21 protein-coding genes and 1 pseudogene are annotated in these 22,349 nt (G+C 71.9%); 13 read left to right on the top strand and 9 right to left on the bottom strand.

The features are described from left to right. Positions 1–238: 238 nt before the first annotated feature. Positions 239–1,693, top strand: coding sequence for an amino acid permease (locus ABZ471_RS19360; RefSeq protein WP_359067979.1), 1,455 nt, complete (start codon positions 239–241; stop codon positions 1,691–1,693). After that, the gene (dapE, locus tag ABZ471_RS19365) at positions 1,690–2,781 is read left to right on the top strand and encodes a succinyl-diaminopimelate desuccinylase (protein WP_359067980.1); all 1,092 of its coding nucleotides are present in this window, start codon (positions 1,690–1,692) and stop codon (positions 2,779–2,781) included. The genes ABZ471_RS19360 and dapE overlap by 4 nt, the downstream gene beginning before the upstream one ends. On the opposite strand, the gene ABZ471_RS19370 is transcribed toward dapE, so the two are convergent. Then, positions 2,726–4,270 carry a helix-turn-helix domain-containing protein gene (locus ABZ471_RS19370; RefSeq protein WP_359067981.1) on the bottom strand — a complete coding sequence of 515 codons (1,545 nt, stop codon included), beginning with the start codon at positions 4,268–4,270 and terminating at the stop codon, positions 2,726–2,728. The two genes, dapE and ABZ471_RS19370, sit on opposite strands and share 56 nt — an antisense overlap. 104 nt (positions 4,271–4,374) lie before the next feature. Here ABZ471_RS19370 and ABZ471_RS19375 point away from each other — a divergent pair, with 104 nt between their 5' ends. From ABZ471_RS19375 to ABZ471_RS19385, 3 genes are read left to right on the top strand one after another with little or no spacing between them, the layout of a single operon-like run. Continuing rightward, positions 4,375–5,187 carry a chorismate synthase gene (locus ABZ471_RS19375; protein WP_359067982.1) on the top strand — a complete coding sequence of 271 codons (813 nt, stop codon included), beginning with the start codon at positions 4,375–4,377 and terminating at the stop codon, positions 5,185–5,187. Then, on the top strand, positions 5,184–6,293 hold the full coding sequence (gene menC, locus ABZ471_RS19380) for an o-succinylbenzoate synthase (protein ID WP_359067983.1): 1,110 nt from the start codon (positions 5,184–5,186) through the stop codon (positions 6,291–6,293). Before ABZ471_RS19375 ends, menC begins: the two co-directional genes overlap by 4 nt. A gap of 40 nt (positions 6,294–6,333) precedes the next feature. Then, positions 6,334–7,125: a S16 family serine protease gene (locus tag ABZ471_RS19385; RefSeq protein ID WP_359067984.1), complete on the top strand. Its 792-nt coding sequence runs from the start codon at positions 6,334–6,336 to the stop codon at positions 7,123–7,125. Between the two features lie 14 nt (positions 7,126–7,139). Here the strand turns inward: ABZ471_RS19385 and ABZ471_RS19390 are convergent, their stop codons facing one another. The 3 genes and pseudogenes from ABZ471_RS19390 to ABZ471_RS19400 all read right to left on the bottom strand — a co-directional run bounded on the left by ABZ471_RS19390 (position 7,140) and on the right by ABZ471_RS19400 (position 8,073). Continuing rightward, positions 7,140–7,277, bottom strand: a complete 138-nt coding sequence (locus ABZ471_RS19390) for a hypothetical protein (RefSeq protein ID WP_359068048.1) — start codon at positions 7,275–7,277, stop codon at positions 7,140–7,142. 39 nt (positions 7,278–7,316) lie between these two features. Further along, a pseudogene (locus tag ABZ471_RS19395) lies at positions 7,317–7,570 on the bottom strand (ABC transporter permease); the annotation flags it as partial. Between the two features lie 11 nt (positions 7,571–7,581). Beyond that, entirely contained in the window at positions 7,582–8,073 is a 492-nt protein-coding gene (locus ABZ471_RS19400; RefSeq protein WP_359067985.1) for an Lrp/AsnC family transcriptional regulator, read from the bottom strand. A gap of 122 nt (positions 8,074–8,195) precedes the next feature. Here ABZ471_RS19400 and hppD point away from each other — a divergent pair, with 122 nt between their 5' ends. Beyond that, a complete protein-coding gene (gene hppD, locus ABZ471_RS19405) occupies positions 8,196–9,341 on the top strand; it encodes a 4-hydroxyphenylpyruvate dioxygenase (protein ID WP_359067986.1) in 1,146 nt (381 codons plus the stop codon). Between the two features lie 15 nt (positions 9,342–9,356). On the opposite strand, the gene ABZ471_RS19410 is transcribed toward hppD, so the two are convergent. Then, positions 9,357–10,871 (bottom strand): tetratricopeptide repeat protein, encoded by a 1,515-nt coding sequence (locus ABZ471_RS19410; RefSeq protein ID WP_359067987.1) that lies wholly within the window; start codon positions 10,869–10,871, stop codon positions 9,357–9,359. Positions 10,872–10,963: 92 nt separating this feature from the next. Between ABZ471_RS19410 and ABZ471_RS19415 the strand changes: the two genes are divergently transcribed. Next, positions 10,964–12,370, top strand: a complete 1,407-nt coding sequence (locus tag ABZ471_RS19415) for an FAD-linked oxidase C-terminal domain-containing protein (RefSeq protein WP_359067988.1) — start codon at positions 10,964–10,966, stop codon at positions 12,368–12,370. A 17-nt stretch (positions 12,371–12,387) separates the two neighbouring features. Here ABZ471_RS19415 and ABZ471_RS19420 read toward each other — a convergent pair whose 3' ends face one another. Continuing rightward, a complete protein-coding gene (locus tag ABZ471_RS19420; protein ID WP_359067989.1) occupies positions 12,388–12,801 on the bottom strand; it encodes an SsgA family sporulation/cell division regulator in 414 nt (137 codons plus the stop codon). 233 nt (positions 12,802–13,034) lie between these two features. On the opposite strand from ABZ471_RS19420, the gene ABZ471_RS19425 reads away from it, so the two are divergent. Beyond that, complete coding sequence (locus ABZ471_RS19425) at positions 13,035–14,771, top strand: RDD family protein (RefSeq protein WP_359067990.1); 1,737 nt, start codon at positions 13,035–13,037, stop codon at positions 14,769–14,771. Positions 14,772–14,844: 73 nt separating this feature from the next. Then, positions 14,845–15,648, top strand: coding sequence for an RDD family protein (locus ABZ471_RS19430; RefSeq protein WP_359067991.1), 804 nt, complete (start codon positions 14,845–14,847; stop codon positions 15,646–15,648). Between the two features lie 72 nt (positions 15,649–15,720). Here ABZ471_RS19430 and ABZ471_RS19435 read toward each other — a convergent pair whose 3' ends face one another. After that, positions 15,721–15,954, bottom strand: a complete 234-nt coding sequence (locus tag ABZ471_RS19435; RefSeq protein ID WP_359067992.1) for a hypothetical protein — start codon at positions 15,952–15,954, stop codon at positions 15,721–15,723. 366 nt (positions 15,955–16,320) lie between these two features. On the opposite strand from ABZ471_RS19435, the gene ABZ471_RS19440 reads away from it, so the two are divergent. Together ABZ471_RS19440 and ABZ471_RS19445 are read left to right on the top strand one after the other, a co-directional pair. After that, entirely contained in the window at positions 16,321–18,681 is a 2,361-nt protein-coding gene (locus ABZ471_RS19440; protein ID WP_359067993.1) for an immune inhibitor A domain-containing protein, read from the top strand. Positions 18,682–18,802: 121 nt separating this feature from the next. Beyond that, entirely contained in the window at positions 18,803–19,135 is a 333-nt protein-coding gene (locus ABZ471_RS19445) for a hypothetical protein (protein WP_359067994.1), read from the top strand. Positions 19,136–19,163: 28 nt separating this feature from the next. On the opposite strand, the gene ABZ471_RS19450 is transcribed toward ABZ471_RS19445, so the two are convergent. After that, on the bottom strand, positions 19,164–19,757 hold the full coding sequence (locus tag ABZ471_RS19450) for a nicotinamidase (protein WP_359067995.1): 594 nt from the start codon (positions 19,755–19,757) through the stop codon (positions 19,164–19,166). Between the two features lie 98 nt (positions 19,758–19,855). Further along, the gene (locus tag ABZ471_RS19455; protein WP_359067996.1) at positions 19,856–21,202 is read right to left on the bottom strand and encodes a nicotinate phosphoribosyltransferase; all 1,347 of its coding nucleotides are present in this window, start codon (positions 21,200–21,202) and stop codon (positions 19,856–19,858) included. 57 nt (positions 21,203–21,259) lie between these two features. On the opposite strand from ABZ471_RS19455, the gene clpS reads away from it, so the two are divergent. Together clpS and ABZ471_RS19465 are read left to right on the top strand one after the other, a co-directional pair. Beyond that, a complete protein-coding gene (gene clpS / locus ABZ471_RS19460; RefSeq protein WP_351665270.1) occupies positions 21,260–21,577 on the top strand; it encodes an ATP-dependent Clp protease adapter ClpS in 318 nt (105 codons plus the stop codon). A 12-nt stretch (positions 21,578–21,589) separates the two neighbouring features. Then, a complete protein-coding gene (locus ABZ471_RS19465; protein ID WP_359067997.1) occupies positions 21,590–22,195 on the top strand; it encodes a DUF2017 domain-containing protein in 606 nt (201 codons plus the stop codon). Positions 22,196–22,349: the final 154 nt, after the last annotated feature.

Here is a 22,349-nt window from a genome sequence, read left to right on the forward strand (position 1 = left end):
GCGCGCTTTTTGGCTGCGGGTGCGTTGTGGCTGGTCACGCCCACGCGGCGGAGCCGCATATCGATACAGCCCCGCGCCCCTTTGGGGCCCGGTGTCTGCTGTCGAGGCACCGTTGGACCACCGCTTTGGCCTTCTCGCCAATCATCGCCCCCGGCCTTTGGCCGTTCCCCCCACCCCCTGCTGACCACCCCTCCGCATCATCAAGGGCCAGACAAGCCCCATGCGGAGGGAGCGGACGGTGGAGAGAGTCGGCAGCCGGCCACGGGCCGGAGGACAGACGGGACGCGCGAGCAGGCTCGTGCGGCGGCAGGCCGTGGGCACGCTCGTCGGTGAGGCCGCGTCCAGCCCGCTGAAGCGGACCATGGGTGTCGCCCAGCTCACGCTGCTCAGTGTGGGGGCCACCCTCGGTACCGGGATCTTCGTGGTGCTCGGCGAGGCCGTCCCGGAGGCCGGGCCCGCGATCGTCGTGTCCTTCCTGCTCGCCGGTGTCACCGCCCTGTTCTCGGCGCTCTCCTATGCCGAGCTGGCCGGCATGATCCCGGGCTCGGGGTCGTCGTACAGCTACGCCTACGCGACCCTCGGCGAAGTGGTCGCCTGGGTCTGCGGGTGGTGTCTGATCCTGGAGTACGGGGTGTCGGTGGCCGCCGTCGCCGTGGGATGGGGGCAATACGTCAACGAGCTGCTCGACCTCGTGTTCGGGGTGACCCTGCCCGATGCGCTCAGTGCGCCGCCGGGCGCGGGTGGGACGCTCAACATCCCGGCCGCTCTCATCGTCGTCCTCGCGATGGTGGTCCTGTTGCGCGGGGCCAGGGAGAGCGCCGTCGCCAACACCCTGATGGTCGGCGTCAAGATCGCCGCCCTCGTTCTCTTCTGCGCGGTCGCCTTCACCGCCTTCCGCGCCGGGAACTTCCACCCCCTGTTCCCGCTCGGCGCCGCCGGCATGAGCGCCGGAGCCGCCTCCCTCTTCTTCTCCTACATCGGCTTCGACGCCGCCTCCACCGCCGGCGAGGAGGCCAGGAATCCGCAACGGGATCTGCCGCGCGCCATCATCCTCTCCCTCGTGCTGGTCACCGCCCTGTACGTCCTCGTCGCCGTCGCCGCGCTCGGCGCGATGCCGTGGAAGCAGTTCGCGGGGACCGAGGCGACCCTGAGCGAGGTGCTGGTGCGGTCCGTCGGGGGCGGGAGCCTGTGGCCGATCCTGCTCTCCGTCGGGGCCGTCGTCGCCACCACGAGCGTCGTGCTCACCGTGCAGTACGGGCAGATCCGCATCCTGTTCGCCATGGCCCGGGACGGGCTCGTACCGCCGCTGTTCGCCCGCGTCCATCCCCGCACCGGGGTGCCGCGTGCCAACACGGTCGTCGTCTCCTCCTTCATCGCCGTACTCGCCGCCCTCGTCCCGCTCGGCAGCCTCGCCGACGCCACCAGCATCGGCACCCTCTTCGCGTTCATGCTGGTCAACCTGGCCGTCGTCATCCTGCGTCGACGCAACCCCGGCACCCCGCGCTCCTTCCGGGTCCCGTTCTCGCCCGTCACGCCCCTGCTCGGCGTCGGCTTCTGCGTCTACATGCTGGGCAGCCTCGGCACCGACACCTGGATCGCGTTCGGGGTGTGGATGGCGGCCGGGCTCGTGATCTACGGCCTCTACGGCATCCGGCACTCCAAGCTCGACGCACCGCAGGAGGAGCCCGCGTGACCGCCCTCGACCTCACCGCCGACGTCACCACCCTCACCCGCGCCCTGGTCGACCTGCCCTCCGAGAGCGGCGAGGAGAAGAGGATCGCGGATGTCGTGGAAGGGGCTCTGCGCCGGCTGCCCCACCTGAGCGTGGACCGTGTCGGCAACTCCGTCGTCGCCCGCACCGCCCTCGGCCGGCCCGAGCGCGCCCTGCTCGCCGGGCACCTGGACACCGTCCCGGCCGCCGGGAACCTTCCCTCCCGGCTCGCGGACGGCCGTGTCCACGGGCTCGGCGCCTGCGACATGAAGGGCGGGGTCGCGGTGGCGCTGCGGCTGGCCGCCACCGTCGCCGCGCCGGTCCGCGATCTCACCTACGTCTTCTACGAGTGCGAGGAGGTCGAGGGGGAGCGCAACGGGCTGGCGCGGATCGCCGCCGCCCGGCCCGGGCTGCTCGAGGAGGCCGGTCTGGCGATCCTCATGGAGCCCTCGGACGCCGGTGTCGAGGCCGGCTGCCAGGGCATCCTGAGCGCGGACATCGTCGTCAAGGGAGCCCGTGCCCACACCGCCCGTGCCTGGCAGGGCGTCAACGCCGCGCACCGGGCCGCCCGGGTGCTCCAGCGGCTGGACGAGCACGTCCCGGAGCGGGTCGTCGTGGACGGGCTGGAGTACCGGGAGGGCCTGAACGCCGTCGCGGTGCGCGCCGGGGTCGCCGGGAACGTCGTACCGGACGAGTGTGTGGTCACCGTAAACTGCCGCTTCGCACCCAGCCGTTCGGCCGAGGAGGCGGAGGCGTACGTGCGCGGGCTCTTCCCGGAGTACGAGGTCCGCGTCACCGAGGTCGTCGCGGGCGCCCCGCCCCGTCTGGACCGGATCGGCGGGCTCGTCGCCGCGCTCGGCGCAGAGCCCCGGCCCAAGCTCGGCTGGACGGACGTGGCCCGGTTCGCCGCGCTCGGCATCCCCGCGCTCAACTACGGCCCCGGGGACCCGTCGTTGGCCCACACGGCGGGGGAGTACGTGCCCGTCGCGCACCTGGAGCAGTGCGAGGAGCGGCTCAGGCGGTGGCTGGGCCGAGCCCGGCCAGCGTCCGCAACTGAAGCCACAGAATGAGCCGTTCGTCGGGGTCGTCCAGGTCGATCCCGGCGTGCTGCTGGAGCTGCTTGAGGCGGTAGCGGCAGGTGTTGGGGTGCACGGCGAGCAGCCTGGCCGCGCCCGCCATGTCGCAGCCCGCGTCGAACCAGCAGACCAGCGTGCGGGCGTACTCCGTACCGTTGTCCGCGTCGTACGCCAGCACCCGCCGCCAGGCGCCCGCGCTCAACTCCCGCCGCTCGCCCATCACCTCCGCCAGCCGCAGCAGCGTCACGCGCGGGCGCACCTCGTCCACCGTGGCGACCGGCAGGTCCGCGTCCAGCACGCGCAGCACCAGGTCCGCGTCGGCCCGGGAGTCCGCGAGGCCGACCGCGTCCGGCACCACCTCGCCCAGCGCCGCCCGCACCGGCACCCGCAGCGCCTGCCCGGCCCGTCCGGCGATGTCCTCCGCCAGCTTCCGGTGCCGCTCTCCGGGGCTCGGCAGCACCGCGTACACCACCCCGTCCGCCAGCACGCACGCGTGCCGCCCGTAGCGTGCCTCGCACTGCAGGCGTACGACGTCCAGCAGGCGCAGCGCGGTGCGTTCGGCGTCCGGGATGCTCGTGGCGGAGTCCAGCACGAAGGCGGCCACCCGGGCCGGGCCCGCGATCCCGAGCCGCTGGGCGGCCGCCGCGTCCGCCGTGCCGTCCAGCAGGCGGCGCAGCAGGTCGCTGTCCCGGTGCCGGGCCAGTTCGCGGGCCGCGCGGGCCCGCAGCAGGAGCAGGGCGGCCGTGGAGGCGCCCTGGGCGAGGGTGTCCTCGGCGTCGGGGGCGAGCGAGCCGGCGTCGATCACCCACACCGAGCCGAGCGTCTCGCCGCCGGCCCGCACCGGCATCGCGAGGCGGGGCAGGCCGGAGCCGGTCAGCGCGGGCAGCCGCACCGGCCGGTCGGCCGCGAACAGCCGCCGGTACTGCTCGGTGTTCTCCGCGCTGGCCGGCACCTGGAGGCCGAGGATGCCCTGCCGCCGGTCCTCGTCCACCGGCTGCCCGGGGACGGTCGAGTAGGCCAGGATCCGCTGCCGGGGGTCTTCGATGGCGGCGGCCCCGCAGACCCCGGCCGCGATGGCGTCGGCCAGCGCGAACAGGTCGCCGAGGCCGGTGTCGGTGGCGGCGGCCGGCCGGGCGCCGATGGCCGAGGCGAGCAGCAGGTGCACCTGGTGCCAGGCGGCGTCCTCGGCGACCGACAGCAGCGCCACACCGTGTGTCTCCGCCTCGTCGGCCGGCCCGTCCGGGCCCCGCACCACGACCCCGGTCAGCCCGGCCTCCGCGGCCGCCCGCACCAGTGGTCCCGTCTGCGCGGCCGGCACCCCGACCGCCAGCAGCAGCGCGCCCGGCAGCCGCGGGAGCGGCACCCGGCCGTCGTAGAGCACCGCCTCGGTGACCGGCACGTCCTGCCCGGCGGGGGCGGTGTGCAGGCGCAGGGCGGAGCCGCCGACGACGTCGAGGAGGTCGCCGAGGGTGCACGCGTCCATGGGGGGTCCTTGCGGGGTCGGCTTGGCTGATGGTGAAACGAACGTACGCATCCCTTGGCCGCTCGCACAACACGCGGGCCTCCGTGGCCTCCGAGACTCGTCCCATGACAGCAGGAGTCATGACCGCAGGGGTCACCATCCGCACCGTCCACGACGTCGCCGGGCTCGCGGCCGTGGCCGACCACTTCAGCGACGTCTGGCACACCCCCCGGACCGTCCCGCCCTACCCGGCCGAGGTGCTGCACAGCCTGGTGCACGCCGGTGGCGCCGTGCACGCCGTGTACGACGGGCAGCGGCTGGCCGGGGCCGCGGTGGCCGTGCTCGGAGCGGACCGCAGCACGTACTCGCTGGTGGCGGCCGCCGACCGGGGCCTCGGGTACACCGTGAAGCAGGCCCAGCGCGACTGGGCTCTAGGGCTAGGTGTCCGCACCATGCGCTGGACCTTCGACCCGCTGGTCGGCCGCAACGCCCGCTTCAACCTGGTCAAGCTGGGGGCCGTCGGCACGGAGTACCTGGTCGACTTCTACGGCCCCATGACGGACGGCGTGAACGACGGTGACGAGAGCGACCGGCTGACGGTGACCTGGAATCTCGCGGTGCCCTCGGCCTCGTACGCCACCGCAGACACCTGGGCACCCGCGACCTCGTACGACACCGGGGACCGCGATCTGGCGCCCGCCACCCACACCGCCCCGGACGGCGTCACCCTCGCCCGCCGCGACCTCGGCGACCGGCACGTCTTCTGCCGCGTCCCCGACGACGTCGTCGCGCTGCGTGCCGCCGACCCCGTCCTGGCCCTGCGCTGGCGCTACGCCGTCCGCGAGGTCTTCAGGGAGGCCTTCGCCGAGGGCTTCCGGGCGACGGGCATGTCCCGCGACGGCTGGTACACGCTCACCCGGACGGAGGAGGCCGCATGAAGCTGGAGCGCGTCGAGATCGTCCACGTGGCCATCCCGCTGGTCACGCCCTTCCGGACGTCCTTCGGCACGATGACGACGAAGGACACCTTCCTCCTGCACGTCGTCACGGACGCGGCCGAGGGATGGTCGGAGTTCGCCGCCGACCCCGAGCCCCTGTACTGCTCGGAGTTCGTGGCCGGCGCGGAGATCGTGCTGCGCGACTTCCTGCTGCCCCGGGTGGCCGCCCTCCCGCACCTCACGACGGCCGCGCCGGCCCCCGCGATGGCCGGGATCAAGGGGCACGAGCTGGCGAAGGCGGCCCTGGAGACGGCGCTGCTCGACGCCGAGCTGCGGGCGTACGGCATGCCGCTCGCGACCTACCTCGGCGCCGTACGGGACCGGGTGCCCGCCGGGGTCTCCGTCGGCATCAAGAACTCCGTGCCCGAACTGTTGGACGACGTCGAGCGCTACCTCGCCGAGGGGTACGTCCGCATCAAGCTGAAGATCGAGCCCGGCTGGGACGTCGAGCCGGTCCGGGCCGTCCGCGAACGCTTCGGCGCCGATCTGCCCCTCCAGGTCGACGCCAACACCGCCTACACCCTCGCGGACGCCGAGCACCTGCGGCGGCTGGACGAGTTCGGGCTGCTGCTGATCGAGGAGCCGCTGGAGGAGAACAACCTCCACGCCCACGCGCAGCTCCAGCAGCGCCTCGCGACCCCGGTCTGCCTGGACGAGTCCCTGCACCACGCCCGCGACACCGCCGCCGCGATCGCCATGGACGCCTGCCGGGTGGTGAACGTCAAGCCCGCCCGGGTCGGCGGCTACCTGGAGGCCCGCCGCGTCCACGACGTGGCCCACGCGCACGGGGTCCCGGTGTGGTGCGGCGGGATGCTGGAGACGGGTATCGGCCGTGCCCCCAACCTGGCCCTGGCCGCCCTCCCCGGATTCACCCTGCCGGGCGACACCTCGGCCTCCTCCCGCTATTTCGCCGAGGACATCACCGAGCCGTTCGTCCTGGAGGACGGCCACCTCCCGGTCCCGACGGCACCCGGGATCGGCGTCGAGCCCCTTCCGGACGCGCTGCGGCGGTTCACCCGGGAGCGGCGGGACCTGTACGCCGCATAGGAGGCGGGGGCGGCGGACGGCCGTCCCGTAGATTGATCCTGTGCTCTCACGTCTCACGCGTCCCCGGGCCGTCGCCGTCTGCGCCCTGCCCGTCGTGGCCCTGCTCGCCACGGCGGCGTTCGCGCCGCTGCCGTTCTCGGTGGCGCAGCCCGGCATGACGGCGAACGTGCTCGGCGAGAACCAGGGCACCCAGGTGATCACCGTCTCCGGTGCGCCGGCCCGGACGACCAGCGGGCAGCTGCGGATGACGACCATCGAGGCGACAGGCCCGGACACCCGGGTGTCCCTCGGGGACGTGTTCGGCAACTGGTTCCGCACGGACCGTGCCGTCATGCCCCGTGACTCGGTCTACCCGAGCGGCAACAACGTCAAGGAGATCGAGAAGCACAACACGGAGGAGATGGAGCAGTCCCAGGACGCGGCGACCCAGGCGGCGCTGAAGTACCTGGACCTGAGCCCCGAGAAGGTGAAGGTCGACCTGAAGCTCGCCGATGTGGGCGGGCCCAGCGCGGGGCTGCTGTTCACCCTCGGGATCATCGACAAGCTGGACGGCGACGGCAGCGGCGGCGACCTCACGGGCGGCCGGAACATCGCCGGTACGGGAACCATCGACGCCGCCGGGAAGGTCGGCGCGGTGGGCGGGGTGGCCCTGAAGACGCAGGCCGCGAAGCGCGACGGGGCCACCGTCTTCCTGGTGCCGAAGGCCGAGTGCAGTGACGCGAAGGCCGAGCTGCCCAAGGGGCTGCGGCTGGTCCCGGTGACCACGCTCAAGAGTGCGGTCGACTCCCTGGTGGCACTGGAGAAGGGGAAGGGCTCGGTCCCGAGCTGCTAGGCGATCACCGGCTGTCAGGCGACCGCCGGCTTCGGGGCGGCCGCGAGACGCAGGCCGACCTCCACGAGGGTCCGGCCGACGCGGGTGCGCAGTTCGACGCGGGACCTGGCCTCGGTGGCGAGGCGGTGCGTGGCGGCGTCGGCGACCGTCATCGCCACCGGGGTGGCCCTCCGGAACGCCCGCCGGGTCAGCAGGATGCCCAGCGGGATCGCGATGATACGAGCGGGATGAGCAGACCGATCAGCGCCAGGGACGGGATGGTGAGGATGGTGGCGGTGGTGAGGGTGGCCAGGTCGCCCGCCCACTCGGTGCGGTAGGTGGCGACCCCGATGAGCACCCCGATGACGGTCGCCACGACCATGCACTGGAAGACCGCACCGGCATGCTGGAAGGCATCCGCGAGCAGCTGCTGGTGGCGGCTGCTCAGGTACTCCCAGAAGCTCACGCGCGCTCACCTCAGGTCGGCTGGTTCCTTTCCTTGCTGTCCTCGGCCGCCTGTTCCACCAGCGGGATGATCCGCAGCGGGACGGGGTTCTCCATGATGATCGTCGTGGAGGCCCGGACGATGCCATCAAAACCGACGACCCGGTCGATCACCCTCTGGAGATCGGCGTTCGAGCGGGCCACCAGGCGGCACAGCATGTCCCCGCTGCCGGTGGTGGTCAGCAGCTCCAGTACCTCCGGCACGGTCGCCAAGTGTGCCCGGACATCGGGGCCTTGGCCCTGCCGGATCTGCAGCGTGGCGAACGCGGTGACCGGGTAGCCGAGGGCCGCCGGGTCCACCTGCGGACCGAATCCGCGGATCACTCCATTCGACTGAAGCCGGTCCAGGCGCGCCTGCACGGTCCCCCGGGCGACCCCCAGTCGCCGGGACATCTCCAGCACGCCGATGCGCGGCTCCCGAGCCAGCAGCACGATGATCCGCCCGTCCAGATGATCGATCGCCACAGCCCCTCCCGGGGTGGTCATCCTGTACAGAAAGTCCGTCGATACGCGCATACCACCGAGCAGGTTGCCCAGTGAATACGGAAACTATTGCGCACCTTGCAGACCCGAGCCACCCTTCGCCTATGACGCAGACCACACACCTCACTCCCGACACCGCCCGGCAGGCCGACCCCTTCCCGGTCAAGGGAATGGACGCGGTCGTCTTCGCCGTGGGCAACGCCAAGCAGGCGGCGCACTTCTACTCCACCGCCTTCGGCATGCGGCTGGTCGCCTACTCCGGACCGGAGAACGGCAGCCGCGAGACCGCGAGCTACGTGCTGGAGAACGGCTCCGCCCGCTTCGTCCTCACCTCGGTCATCAAGCCGAGCACCGACTGGGGCCGCTTCCTCGCCCAGCACGTCGCCGAGCACGGCGACGGCGTCATCGACCTGGCCATCGAGGTCCCGGACGCGCGCGCGGCCCACGCCTACGCCGTCGAGCACGGTGCCCGCTCCGTCTCCGAGCCGTACGAGCTGAAGGACGAGCACGGCACGGTCGTCCTCGCCGCGATCGCCACCTACGGCGAGACCCGCCACACCCTCGTCGAGCGGACGGGCTACGACGGCCCGTACCTCCCCGGCTTCGTCGCCGCCGCGCCGATGGTCGAGCCGCCCGCCCAGCGCACCTTCCAGGCCATCGACCACTGCGTCGGCAACGTCGAACTCGGCCGGATGAACGAGTGGGTGGCGTTCTACAACAAGGTCATGGGCTTCACGAACATGAAGGAGTTCGTGGGCGACGACATCGCCACCGAGTACAGCGCGCTGATGTCGAAGGTCGTCGCGGACGGCACCCTCAAGGTCAAGTTCCCGATCAACGAGCCCGCGATCGCCAAGAAGAAGTCCCAGATCGACGAGTACCTGGAGTTCTACGGCGGCGCGGGTGTCCAGCACATCGCGCTCAACACCAACGACATCGTGCAGACCGTCCGCACCATGCGCGCGGCCGGAGTCCAGTTCCTCGACACCCCGGACTCGTACTACGACACCCTCGGCGAGTGGGTCGGGGACACCCGCGTCCCGGTCGAGACCCTGCGGGAACTGAAGATCCTCGCCGACCGCGACGAGGACGGCTACCTCCTGCAGATCTTCACCAAGCCGGTCCAGGACCGCCCGACCGTCTTCTTCGAGATCATCGAACGGCACGGTTCGATGGGCTTCGGCAAGGGCAACTTCAAGGCCCTGTTCGAGGCGATCGAACGCGAGCAGGCCAAGCGCGGCAACCTGTAGCGCGGCACCCTGTCGCTAGGAGGCCGGCAGGGGCTCGTCCGGTACGTCACCGAGCCCCTGCAACGCCTCCCGTGCCGCAGGCGCCCCCAGCGGCGAGAAGTACGGGTTGATCCGCAGCGCCTCCTCCAGATGCCGCCGGGCCGGCGCGTCCAGCCCCAGCTCGCGCTCGATCATGCCCCGGTGGAAGACGTACAGCGCACTGCGCACCCCGCCTCCCTTCGTCTTGTCCGTCGCCGTCTCGGCGTACTCCAGCGCCCCCTCGTCGTCGCCGGTCCGGTGCAGCGCCCAGCCGAGGGCGTCGGCCACCTCGACCCCGGGCTGGCGCCCCCGCTCCTCCTCCAGCCGCACCACCGCGTCCTCCGCGTCCCCGTGGTCCGCCTCGAACCGCCCGATCAGCAGTTCCTCGTCGACCCCGCCCGCCGCCGCCTGCTGCACCCGCTCCCGCAGCAGGCCGTACTGCTCCCGGGCGGACGGGAACTGCCCCAGCGACTCGTACAACTCGCCCAGCTCCAGCGTGACCTCGGGATCCGGCTGCTCGGCGAGGGCCGTCCGGTAGGCGGCGATCGCCTCGTCGGTGCGGCCCAGCGCGGCCAGCGCCCGCCCCCGCCCTGCGAGCGCCGTCCGCTGGTCGGGATCGAGACGTACGGCCGCCTCGAAGTGCCGCAGCGCGTCCTCCCGGTCGCCCCGCTCCCAGGCCAGCTGCCCGACCCCGGTCAGATAGGCGGCCTGCTCGGCGGGGGTGCGGGCGGCCGCCGCCGCGTCCGTCAGCTGGGCCACGGCGTCCTCGCGCCAGCCCCGGTCCCGGTACACCGCCGAGGCCCGCGCCATCACCGCGGGCCGCGCGGCCGCGCCGGTGCGCAGCCCCATCAGCTTGTCCAGCGTGCTCCGGGCCGCCTTGTAGTCGCCGAGCCCGGTGTAGGCGTCGATCAGCGGCGGATATGCCGTCCACCGCTTGGGCGCCAGCTTCAGCGCCTGCTCGCCGTACCGCTTCGCCGACGGAAAGTCCCGGCGCGCGTTCGCCAGCGCGGCCAGCCCGCCCAGCGCCGCCGCGTTCTCGGCGTTCCTGGTGCTCTCCACGGTTTTCGTGCCCCGCACCTCCAGCGAGGTCCGCAGCGCCCGCTCGGCCTTCGGGTAGTTCGCCGCGTCGGCACTGCGCCGCCCCAGCTCCAGGTACGCGGTCCCCAGCACCTCCCAGGCCCGGGCGTCCCGCGGCTGTGCCCGCACCCTGCTCTCCTGCTGCCCGACGAGCGCGGCCAGGCCGGGCAGCGAGGCCGGCACCCCGGAGGTGACCGCGGTCAGCGCCTGGGCCTGTGCCTGCGCCCGGGGCTGGGCCTGCGGGCCCGCCGCCGGCGCCGCGGCCCGGCGGTGCGGCTCGGACGGCAGCAGCATCAGCGCCGCGCCCGCCGCGGTCCCGCCCGCCACCGCGGTGACCAGCAGCCGCCGCAGCCACCGCCGCTGCCTGCGCGGCGGAGGCGGCTCGCCCATCTGGGACGTAGCGGGGACGGAGCGGCCGTACTGTCGGATCTCCATGCCGCTCACTGTGCGACAGCGCGACGGGCGCGTCCGGGTGGCCCAAGGGGGGCACGGACGGGGTTCACACCGATGGCCCCGAGTGTCACGCTGTGATCATGAGCCGTATCGAAGCGCCCCGCGACGAAGCGACCAGCAGTCTCACCGACCGGCTCCTGGTCGGCCTGCCGCCCGAGGCCGTCCTGACCGACCCCGACGTCACCGCGTCCTACGCCAACGACATGGCGAGCTTCTGCCCGGCCGGCGCCCCGGCCGTGGTCGTGCTGCCGCGCACGGTCGAACAGGTCCAGCACATCATGCGCACCGCCACCGAGCTGCGTGTCCCGGTCGTCCCGCAGGGCGCCCGCACCGGCCTGTCCGGCGGCGCCAACGCCACCGACGGCTGCATCGTGCTGTCCCTCACCAAGATGGACCGCATCCTGGAGATCAGCCCCGTCGACCGGATCGCCGTCGTCGAACCGGGCGTCGTCAACGCCGCCCTGTCCCGCGCGGTCGGGGAACACGGCCTGTACTACCCGCCCGACCCCTCCAGCTGGGAGATGTGCACCATCGGCGGCAACATCGGCACGGCCTCCGGCGGCCTGTGCTGTGTGAAGTACGGCGTGACCGCCGAGTACGTCCTCGGCCTGGAGGTCGTCCTCGCCGACGGCCGCCTCATGTCCACCGGCCGCCGCACCGCCAAGGGGGTCGCGGGCTACGACCTGACCCGGCTCTTCGTCGGCTCGGAGGGCTCGCTCGGCATCGTCGTCCGCGCGGTCCTGGCCCTGCGGCCCAAGCCGCCCCAGCAGCTGGTTCTGGCCGCCGAGTTCGCCTCCGCGGCCGCCGCCTGCGACGCGGTCTGCCGGATCATGGAGGGCGGTCACGTGCCCTCCCTCCTCGAACTGATGGACCGTACGACCGTCAAGGCGGTCAACGATCTCGCCCACATGGGTCTCCCGGAGACCACCGAGGCGCTGCTGCTGGCCGCCTTCGACACCCCGGACCCGGCCCCCGACCTCGCGGCCGTCGGCGCGCTGTGCGAGGCCGCCGGAGCCACCCAGGTCGTCCCGGCCGAGGACGCCGCCGAGTCCGAACTCCTCCTCCAGGCCCGGCGGCTCTCGCTGACCGCACTGGAGGCGGTCAAGGGCACGACGATGATCGACGACGTGTGCGTGCCCCGCTCGAAGCTCGGCGCGATGCTCGAGGGCGTCGAGCAGATCGCGGCCAAGTTCGGACTCACCATCGGGGTCTGCGCGCACGCCGGCGACGGCAACACACACCCCACGGTCTGCTTCGACAACCAGGACGTCGACGAGTCCCGGCGGGCCCGCGAGTCCTTCGACGAGATCATGGCCCTCGGCCTGGAACTCGGCGGCACCATCACCGGCGAACACGGGGTGGGCGTCCTGAAGAAGGAGTGGCTGGCGCGGGAGATCGGCCCGGTCGGGGTGGAGATGCAGCGGGCCGTGAAGCAGGTCTTCGACCCGCTGGGCATCCTCAACCCGGGCAAGCTGTTCTGAACCCTCCCGTACCGCCCTCACCGGGCGAGCAGTTGGTCGAGCGCGTCGTCGATGCCCAGCTGCCCGCCCTCACTCCCCGGGGGCACCACCCGCAGCGTCCGCTCCAGCCAGGCGGACACCTGGGCGGACGGAGCCTCCAGCAGGGCGTCCCCGTCCGGTGAACTCAGCGCCATCAGTACGACACTGCGTCCGTCGACCTTGGCCGGCCACACCCGCACATCCCCGTGCCCGCACGGCCGGAACACCCCCTCCACCAGGAGTTCCCGGGCGAACGTCCAGTTGACGGGGTGCTCGGAGTTGATGTGGAAGGTGATGTGGATCGCATAGGGGTCGTCGGAGCGGAAGCCGAGCCGGGCCGGGACCGGGACGCTCCGCTCGGGCGACAGGACGAGCTTCAACTCCAGCTCCCGCTCCACCACGGTGTGATGCATGACCTGTGTCTCCTCTCTGCGGGGGCCGCTCGGATCGGGCCCGTACCGGGGGAGAGGGGGCAGGGGCGGGGCCATTACGCGGGTTCCGGGAAATTTTTCGGCGCGCGTGCGGGACCTGTGTACGGCGGTGCCCGGAAAGGGGTGGGTCCGGCGGGACTGGCGGTGTCGCCTGCCCGGGTCTGATAGATGTGGAGGCTCCCGAACCACCCCCGAGCAGATACGGGACGACGGACATGAGCGCCCCAACCCCGGCACCCGGTGACGACAGGCCCCGCGAGGGCTACTACCCGGACCCGTCCATCCCCGGTTACGTCCGGTACTGGAACGGCGCCTCCTGGGTGCCGGGCACCAGCCGGCCGGCGCCGACGGACGGCGAACCGCTCGCCCCGCCGCCCGGCGCCCGCCCGGCGGCCCCGTCCGTGGAGGAGACCGGCCCGCACTTCTTCGACGAGGACCCGCGGCCGGGACCCTCCGGGCAGCAGCAGGCCTGGGGCACCGACCCGAGGTTCCCCGCCGAGCCGCCCGGCCACGCCACCGGCACGGCGGCCGTCCCGCCGGCGGAGGACACCGCCCCCGACCCCGGTGGCACGTTCATCTTCCGCCGCCCGGTCCCGGGCCCGGCGGCCGTCCCGGACGACGGCACGATGACGTTCCGCCCGACGCCCGGCGGACACCCCGGCCCCTCCGGCCGACCCGCCGCCGACGGCCCCGCCGGCCGGCCCTCGGGCCCGGCGGCCTCCGGCACGCCCGGCTTCGGGGCGCACGTCGCCGACCCGCGCTCGGGAGACTCCGGCCCGGCCTTCGGCCCGCAGACCTCCGGCCCGGGTGCGGGTGGTCCCGGCGCGCAGGCGCCCAACTCCGCCGCGGGCGGCTACGGCCCGGGGGTAGGGAGCCCTGCCGCGGGCACGGGCTTCGGCGCACAGACCTCCGGTCCGGGTGCGGGCGGCTACAGCGCGCAGGCGCCCGACCCGGCTGCGGGCGGCTACGGTCCGGGCGCGGCCGGTGGCCCCGGTTCGGCGGGTCCCGGCGGTCAGGGGTCCGGCTCGGCGGCTGCGGCTGCGGGAGGTCCGGGTGCGGGCGGCTACGGCCCGGGCGCAGCGGGCGGTGGTCCTGGTCCGGCGGGTCCGGGCGCTCAGCAGGCCGCCTCGGCGGCTGCCGGTGGCTTTGGGGCGCAGGGGCCCGTCGGGACACCCTCCGCGCAGTCCGGACAGCCTGCCGCAGGCGCCGGTTTCGGGGCCGGGAAGGCTGCCGCCGCCCGGGCCGCGGCAGCCCAGGCCCCTCAGGCGTCCGCGGCTGCCGCCGTAGCCCCCTCGGTGCCGCAGCAGGCCGGTGCCGGCGCCACTCCGCTGACCTCGGGGCCCGGTGGCGGTCAGGCCTCCTGGGCGCAGCAGGTGCACCGGCTGGCCGGGGGTGCGGACGAACAGCCCGTGGCGCCCTGGAAGCCGCCGGTGGAGGACCCGTTCCAGGCGGTGGCCCGCCGGCAGGCCTCGGCCCGCCCGGCCGGCCTCGGCAAGCGGTTCGCCGCCCGGCTGATCGACAGCCTGGTCATCGGCGCCGTCACCGCCGCCGCGGCGGTCCCGCTCGGCGCCCGGGCGGTCGACCACGTCCAGCACAAGATCGACGAGGCCAGGCTCTCCGGCCGTACCGTCACCGTCTGGCTGATCGACGGCACGACGGGTACCTCGCTCGGCATCGTCCTCGCCGTCCTCCTTCTCGTCGGTGTCCTCTACGAGGTGCTGCCCACCGCCAAGTGGGGCCGCACCCTCGGCAAGAAGCTGTGCGGTCTGGAGGTCAGGGACATCGAGGCGCACGAGCCCCCGGCGTTCGGCGCGGCCCTGCGCCGCTGGCTGGTCTACAGCGTCCCCGGCCTGCTCGGCATCGGGATCGTCGGCGTGCTGTGGTGCGTGTTCGACCGGCCCTGGCACCAGTGCTGGCACGACAAGGCGGCCCGCACCTTCGTCGCGGGCTGACCGGAACGGCCGCCGTACCCCGTACGGCGGCCCGCCGGATGCGGAGCCGGGGCGTTCGCGGTCCACTCGGGCCATGAGCAGCGAACCGCCCCCCGGCTCCGGAGAGCAGCCCCCGGAGGACGACCCGTTCAGGAAGCGGCCCCCGTCGGACCAGGGGCCGGGCTCGCCGTACGACACCCCGTCGGGTGGCCAGCAGCCCCCGCCGCCCGGCGGCCAGCCTCCGCCCCCGCCCGGTGGTGAGCCTCCGCCCCCGCCCGGTGGTGAGCCTCCGCCCCCGCCCGGTGGTGAGCCTCCGCCCCCGCCGCCCGGCGGTCCGCAACCTCCGCCCTACGGCGGCCAGCAGCCACCGCCGTACGGCGGCGGCCCCTACGGTGGCGGGAGTCCCTACGGCGGAGGTGGCGGCCCCGCCGACCCCCTGGCCGGTATGCCCCCGCTCGCCGACAGCGGCAAGCGGATCCTCGCGCGGCTCATCGACGTGATCCTCGTCGGCATCGTCGCCGTGCTGCTCAGCCTGCCCTTCCTGTTCTCGATGAACGAGAACGCCACCGACGGGGTCGTGTACGGCACGTGGTTCGGGGCGACGGTGGTCAGCACGGTGCTCTACGTCGCCTATGACACCTTCACGACCGCCAAGTGGGGGCAGACCTTGGGCAAGAGGCTGCTGAAGCTGCGGGTGGCCAACCTGGCCGACGGCTCCACCCCCGACATGAAGACTTCACTGATCCGCGCGTGCGTGCTGTGGGGCCCGTCCATCGTGCCCTGCTGTCTCTGCGGTCTGTGGTGGATCTTCTCCGGCGCCTGGAGCTTCCTGGACAAGCCGTACAAGCAGGGCCTGCACGACAAGGCCGCCAAGACGGTGGTGGTCGAGGTCGGTTGAGCTGACCGGGGTGCCCCTACGAGAGCGGCGGGTCCGTGACAGTCACGGACCCGCCGCTCGCGTGTACGGCGTTCAGAGCGTGGTGGGGACCCGCTCGCTCTCCGGTGCGGTCTCCGCCGACGCGACGGTGCGCGGCCCGGGCAGGGGCACCGTCATCGCGACGAGCAGTCCCAGCGCGAGTGCGGCCAGGGCGATGACGGCGATCCCGAGGCCCGAACTCGTCTGGGACAGCAGCAGCATGGCGAGCGTCGAGAAGATCACGGTGCACGAACCGTAGGCGAGCTGTGCGGCGGTCGGACGAGGCATGGCAATCGTGTCCTCGGAAGAAGAAAACGGGGGGCGCCCTTCGACTCTCTTCGCCTGCATGCCCGAGCCGGACGCTTGGTAAGCGTGACCTAACCCACGGTACCGGGTGCACAGGGGGCGCACGGAGTCATGGGGTTCGGGAACGGGGCGGCCGGGCGCGCCCGTTGACCGACATGTTCAGCTGTTCGTAAACCGAACGTCGAATCCGCATAGTGCACTTGTCCTGTCCAAGTCAAGGTCTGTCTTTTCTTCTAAACCTCTAGTCAAATGTCGTCACTTGATTACACGCGTTGATCATGCGCGCACGGACCCTTCCGTTACCCAGGACCCCCCTGTCCGTGTGCGCGGCGCGGGGGAGGAACTCAAGTGACCAGCAGACCCTGGACGTTCAGAGCTGCCGCCATCGGCGTGGCGCTCGCCGCGGCCTCCGCCACGTTCGCGACCTTCGCCGTCGCGGAGGCGAGCACCCCGGCCCCGTCGGCGGCCGCGAACCGGCACGACCCGGCTCCGGTGAAGCAGCGGGACCATGACCTCGACGGTCCGCTCAGCAAGACGCAGGATGCCCAGCGCCAAGAGGCCCTGAACCAGCTCATATCGGGCAAGGCCAAGGCCACGGAGCGCAACGGCTCGAAGGTCGTGCAGCTCAAGAGCAAGAAGGGCGACAGCAAGTACGTCGAGCTGAGCCGCGAGAAGACCGACAAGATCTTCACCATCCTGGTGGAGTTCGGGGACCAGACCGACCCCAAGTACGGTGGCACCGCGGGCCCGCTGCACAACACGATCGCCGCGCCGGACCGCAAGAAGGACAACAGCACGGCCTGGCAGAAGGACTACAACCAGAAGCACTACCAGGACCTCTACTTCGGCACCGGCAAGAAGACCGAGTCGCTGAAGAAGTACTACGAGAAGCAGTCCTCGGGCCGCTACTCGGTGGACGGCGAGGTCGCGGACTGGGTCAAGGTCCCCTACAACGAGGCCCGCTACGGCAACAACGCCTGCGGCTCCACCAACTGCCCGAGCGTGTGGAACGTCGTCAGCGACGGCCTGAACGCCTATGTCGCCCAGCAGAAGGCGGCCGGCAAGTCCGACGCCGCCATCAAGGCGGACCTGGCCAAGTACGACCAGTGGGACCGCTACGACTTCGACGGCGACGGCAACTTCAACGAGCCCGACGGCTACGTCGACCACTTCCAGATCGTGCACGCCGGTGAGGACGAGTCCGCGGGCGGCGGCGCCCAGGGCAAGGACGCGATCTGGGCCCACCGCTGGTACGCCTTCGGCACCGACGCCGGCGCCACCGGCCCCGCGGACAACAAGCTCGGCGGCGCGCAGGTCGGCGACACCGGCATCTGGGTCGGCGACTACACCATCCAGCCGGAGAACGGCGGCCTCGGCGTCTTCGCGCACGAGTACGGCCACGACCTGGGCCTGCCGGACGAGTACGACACCAACGGCGGCGACAACTCCACCGGCTTCTGGACGCTGATGTCCTCCGGCTCCTGGCTGGGCACCGGCAAGGAGTCCATCGGCGACCTGCCCGGCGACATGAACGCCTGGGACAAGCTGCAGCTGGGCTGGCTGAACTACGACACCGCCAAGGCCGGCATCAAGTCCTGGCACAAGCTGGGCCTCGCCGAGTACAACACCAAGTACCGCCAGGCGCTGGTCGTCTCGCTGCCGCAGAAGGCGGTCAAGACCGAGATCGTCACTCCGGCGCAGGGCGCGACCCAGTGGTGGAGCGGCAGCGGTGACAGCCTCAAGAACACGCTGACCCGCTCGGTCGACCTGACCGGCAAGTCCTCGGCCGCGCTCGGCCTCGACGGCTGGTACGACATCGAGAACGGCTACGACTACCTCTACACCGAGGTGTCGACCGACGGCGGCGCCAACTGGACCGCGCTGGACGGCACGGTGGACGGCCAGGCCATCCCGCGTGACGCCTCCGGCAAGCCGGCCCTGACCGGCACGGTCGACGGCTACAAGAAGCTGTCGTACTCGCTGGACGCCTACGCAGGCAAGAAGATCGACCTGCGCTTCCGCTACCTGACCGACGGCGGTGTGGCGCAGAAGGGCTTCGCGGCCGACGAGATCACGGTGACCGCGGACGGTACGGCGCTGTTCTCCGACAACGCCGAGGCCGCGGACGCCGGTTGGACCGCCACCGGGTTCTCCCGCATCGGCGCGTCCTTCACCAAGGACTACAAGCAGTACTACATCGCCGAGAACCGCCAGTACGTGTCGTACGACAAGACCCTCAAGGTCGGCCCGTACAACTTCGGCTACCTCAACACCAGCCGTCCGGACTGGGTGGAGCACTACCCGTACCAGAACGGTCTGTTGATCTGGAAGTGGGACACCTCCCAGGCGGACAACAACACCAACGTCAAGGACCACCCGGGTACCGGTCTGATCCTCCCGGTCGACGCGCACTGGAAGGCGCTGAAGTGGTCCGACGGCACGCTGCTGCGCAACCGCATGCAGGCCTACGACTCTCCGTTCGGCCTGGACGCCACGGACGCGATCACGCTGCACCAGGCGGGCGTGGCGACCAAGATCAAGTCGCAGAAGGGGGTGTCGGTCTTCAACGACCACACCAGCACCTACTACGACGCGTCGAACCCGACCGGCGGTGTCAAGGTCACTGACACCAACACCAAGATCAAGATCGACAAGCAGGCCAAGGATGGCTCGACGATCGAGCTGGAAGTTGGCCCCGCGGTGAAGTAGCGGTTATTTCTGCAGGTCAAAAGCGTATCGGCGGTGACCCCCTGGCGGGTCGCCGCCGATCGTGTTTAGGTGCGTCCTGTGGCTCGCTTATTGACACCGATCGAAACGGGGATGTGACCGCATGGCCGCAGGAGGCTTCTGCAAACTGCCGAACGGCACGGTGGTGGTGGCACTGAATCTGCCCAGCCCCGCCGACGGCTCCGCCGGAGTACGGGTACTGGTGCACGCCCAGAACCGCGCCCGAGCCCTGACCCGGTTGCGCAACCTGGGCCTGCGCGCGGTGTATCTCCGGGGCAACGCCGCGCCCCCGAGCCCGGACGAGATCACCGCGGTCCTGCACCATCCCGACGGCCTGATATGGCGTACGGCGCCCGACAACGGTGTCACCGTGCAGGAGCTGTGGCGTCCCATCCGAGCCTTGCTTCGCAGGCCGGCGGTGGTGCAGCAAGGCTGACGCCGCAGGAGGGGGAGGGCTGGCCGCCCTAGCCGCTGACGACCGGCTTGCCCGTGAGTTCCACGCCGGCCTCGCGCAGCTCCTCCAGCGCCCGCTCGGTCGTCTCCGGAGCCACCCCCGCGGTCAGGTCCAGGAGCACCTGCGTGCGGAACCCTTCCCGAGCGGCGTCCAGCGCGGTGGCCCGCACACAGTGGTCCGTGGCCACGCCGACCACGTCGACCTCGTCGATGTGGCGGGAGCGCAGCCACTCGGCCAGGGGGACCCCGTTCTCGTCGGCGCCCTCGAAACCGCTGTAGGCCGCCGAGTACGCGCCCTTGTCGAACACCGCGTCCACCGCCCCGGAGGCGACGGCGGGCGCGAAGTTCGGGTGGAAGCCCACCCCCTCCGTGCCGGCGACACAGTGCGCCGGCCAGGAGCGGACGAAGTCGGGGTTGTCCGCGAAGTGGCCGCCGGGAGCGATGTGGTGGTCGCGGGTGGCGACCACGTGGCGGTATCCCGTACCCGCCGCCTGACCGATCAGCTCGGTGATCGCGGCGGCCACGTCGGCACCCCCGGCCACCGCGAGGCTGCCTCCCTCGCAGAAGTCGTTCTGCACGTCTACGACGATCAAGGCGCGGCGCATGGTGGGTGTCCTTCGACTGAGGTTTAAGTAACTGAGCCTAGAGACTTTGCGGCCCGTTCGGGAGGGGGCGTTGCCAGGGGGCGGACGAGGGTCGGGCTCTAGCTACCCGAGTGCAGGTGGAGGTACTCCGTCGGAATGACGGGTTCCCCGCGCGAGAGCTGTGTAGCGGACAGCGGCAGATTGGCCCGCGCGGCGAGGTGCCGGTCGCGGGACACGTCGAGCGGCTCGCGTGCGACGACCTCGCCGCCCTTGACCAGCTGCACCAGCAGCTGCCGGTCGGCCAGCTCGGCCGGCACCGGCCCGGCCCCGATGACCTCGGCCTCCGCCACCCCCTCCTCGTCCAGGCGGCGGGCCGCCCACTTGCGGCCGCCGACGGAGGTCTTGCCCCCGGTGGACTTCTTCGCGACCGGCACCAGCGGTGCCGCCGGGCCGGCGGACTCGGCCCGGGCGACCAGCTTGTAGACCATCGAGCAGGTCGGGTGCCCGGAGCCGGTCACCAGCTGGGTGCCGACGCCGTACGCGTCCACGGGCGCGGCGGCCAGCGAGGCGATGGCGTACTCGTCCAGGTCGGAGGTCACGATGATCTTCGTGTCCCGGGCGCCCAGCTCGTCCAGCTGCTGCCGCACCCGGTGTGCCACGAGGAGCAGGTCCCCGGAGTCGATGCGGACCGCGCCCAGCTCGGGCCCGGCCACCTCCACCGCCGTACGGACGGCCTCGGCGACGTCGTAGGTGTCCACCAGCAGGGTGGTGGCCCGGCCGAGGGAGTTGACCTGGGCCTGGAAGGCGTCCCGCTCCCGGTCGTGCAGCAGGGTGAAGGCGTGCGCGGAGGTGCCGACGGTCGGGATGCCGTACCGGAAGCCCGCCGCGAGGTCGGAGGTGGTCGCGAAGCCGCCGATGTACGCGGCCCGCGCGGCGGCGACCGCGGCCAGCTCGTGGGTGCGGCGGGCGCCCATCTCGATCAGCGGCCGGCCGCCGGCGGCGGAGGCCATCCGGGAGGCGGCGGCCGCGATCGCCGAGTCGTGGTTGAGGATGGAGAGGATCACGGTCTCCAGCAGCACGCACTCGGCGAAGGTGCCCTCGACCCGGATGAGCGGCGAGCCGGGGAAGTAGACCTCGCCCTCGGGGTAGCCCCAGACGTCGCCGCCGAAGCGGTAGTCGGCGAGCCACTTCAGGGTGGCCTCGTCCACGATCTTCCGCTCCCGCAGGAAGCCGAGGACACCCTCGTCGAAGCGGAAGTTCTCGACCGCGTCCAGGACACGCCCGGTGCCCGCCACCACGCCGTAGCGGCGCCCGTCCGGCAGCCGCCGGGTGAAGACCTCGAACACGCTGCGCCGCTCGGCCGTACCGGCCTTCAGCGCGGCCTGCAGCATCGTCAGTTCGTACTGGTCAGTGAAGAGCGCCGTCGAGGGAACGTGCACCGGCAGCCCAAGGTCCGCTGTGTTCATGGCAAACAATCGTACCCCCATCTCGTCAGTGTGACGATTTGTACGGCGCGTGGCAGCATGGGCTGTGTGACGTCACCCGCGCCCGTAGAGATCGAACGCACCGAGTCGGCGGAGGAGGTCTTCGCCGTACCCGAACCCGACGTCCCCTGGGTCACGATCGTCCACAACGACCCGGTCAACCTCATGAGCTATGTGACGTACGTCTTCCAGTCGTACTTCGGCTATCCGAAGGACAAGGCCACCAAGCTCATGCTCGACGTCCACCACAAAGGCCGGGCGGTCGTCTCCAGCGGCAGTCGCGAGGAGATGGAACGCGACGTGCAGGCGATGCACGGCTACGGTCTGTGGGCCACCCTCCAGCAGGACCGGAAGTAGCGAATCCCCTTCATGCCCGGAACCTTCGAACCGATCCCCGGCGGCGGCGCCGCCGTCGCGCTCGACGATGTCGAGATCTCCATCATCCGGTCGCTGGCCGTCCAGCTCCTGGAACTCATCGGCCCCGGCCCCACCGCGGACGCCCCCGACGACCCGCTGGCCGAGCTGTTCGCCGAGGGTCCGAGCGAGCCGCCCACCGATCCGGTCCTGCGCAGGCTCTTCCCGGACGCCTACAGCGACCCGGAGAAGGCGCCCGACTCCCCGGCCCAGGCCGAGGAGCGGCAGGCGCACTCCGCCGAGTTCCGCCGCTACACCGAGAACGACCTCAGGGCCGGCAAGCGTGAGAACGCCCTCGCGGTGATCCGCACCCTGGACGCGCTGTCCCCGGTGGACGACGGCGGGGCGGTTCTCAAGCTGTCCCCGGAGGAGTCGCGGTGCTGGCTCGGTGCCCTCAACGACCTGCGCCTCGCGATCGGCGCCCGACTGGAGATCACCGACGAGGACGACACCGATCTGCTCTACCGGCTCCCGGACGAGGACCCGCGCAAGCCGATGGTGATGGCGTATCTGTGGCTGGGCGGCCTCCAGGAGACGCTCGTGACCACCCTTATGCCGTAACTTGTCGTTTTTGCGTGTCCGCTCAGAGGACGCTCAAATCCGGATAACGATCGCGTCACCGTTGCGGCCTGGTTTGCCGCGTTAGGGCGTTCTTTGTCCGCTTTTCCCTGTGTGGTGCGCCACAGTGCGCCCCTGTGCTCCATATTGCGGCCGT

This window comes from Streptomyces sp. NPDC005728, assembly GCF_040630895.1.
Classification (GTDB): Bacteria; Actinomycetota; Actinomycetes; order Streptomycetales; family Streptomycetaceae; genus Streptomyces.

Excerpts from the sequence above, each read along its gene's own strand:
- clpS (WP_351665270.1), top strand. The coding sequence starts at position 21,260 with ATGGGCTGTGTGACGTCACCCGCGCCCGTAGAGATCGAACGCACCGAG.
- ABZ471_RS19420 (WP_359067989.1), bottom strand. The coding sequence starts at position 12,801 with ATGCATCACACCGTGGTGGAGCGGGAGCTGGAGTTGAAGCTCGTCCTG.
- menC (WP_359067983.1), top strand. The coding sequence starts at position 5,184 with ATGAAGCTGGAGCGCGTCGAGATCGTCCACGTGGCCATCCCGCTGGTC.
- ABZ471_RS19425 (WP_359067990.1), top strand. The coding sequence starts at position 13,035 with ATGAGCGCCCCAACCCCGGCACCCGGTGACGACAGGCCCCGCGAGGGC.
- ABZ471_RS19370 (WP_359067981.1), bottom strand. The coding sequence starts at position 4,270 with ATGGACGCGTGCACCCTCGGCGACCTCCTCGACGTCGTCGGCGGCTCC.
- ABZ471_RS19390 (WP_359068048.1), bottom strand. The coding sequence starts at position 7,277 with ATGACGGTCGCCGACGCCGCCACGCACCGCCTCGCCACCGAGGCCAGG.
- ABZ471_RS19465 (WP_359067997.1), top strand. The coding sequence starts at position 21,590 with ATGCCCGGAACCTTCGAACCGATCCCCGGCGGCGGCGCCGCCGTCGCG.
- ABZ471_RS19410 (WP_359067987.1), bottom strand. The coding sequence starts at position 10,871 with ATGGAGATCCGACAGTACGGCCGCTCCGTCCCCGCTACGTCCCAGATG.
- ABZ471_RS19430 (WP_359067991.1), top strand. The coding sequence starts at position 14,845 with ATGAGCAGCGAACCGCCCCCCGGCTCCGGAGAGCAGCCCCCGGAGGAC.
- hppD (WP_359067986.1), top strand. The coding sequence starts at position 8,196 with ATGACGCAGACCACACACCTCACTCCCGACACCGCCCGGCAGGCCGAC.
- ABZ471_RS19455 (WP_359067996.1), bottom strand. The coding sequence starts at position 21,202 with ATGAACACAGCGGACCTTGGGCTGCCGGTGCACGTTCCCTCGACGGCG.
- ABZ471_RS19445 (WP_359067994.1), top strand. The coding sequence starts at position 18,803 with ATGGCCGCAGGAGGCTTCTGCAAACTGCCGAACGGCACGGTGGTGGTG.
- ABZ471_RS19375 (WP_359067982.1), top strand. The coding sequence starts at position 4,375 with ATGACAGCAGGAGTCATGACCGCAGGGGTCACCATCCGCACCGTCCAC.
- ABZ471_RS19450 (WP_359067995.1), bottom strand. The coding sequence starts at position 19,757 with ATGCGCCGCGCCTTGATCGTCGTAGACGTGCAGAACGACTTCTGCGAG.
- ABZ471_RS19435 (WP_359067992.1), bottom strand. The coding sequence starts at position 15,954 with ATGCCTCGTCCGACCGCCGCACAGCTCGCCTACGGTTCGTGCACCGTG.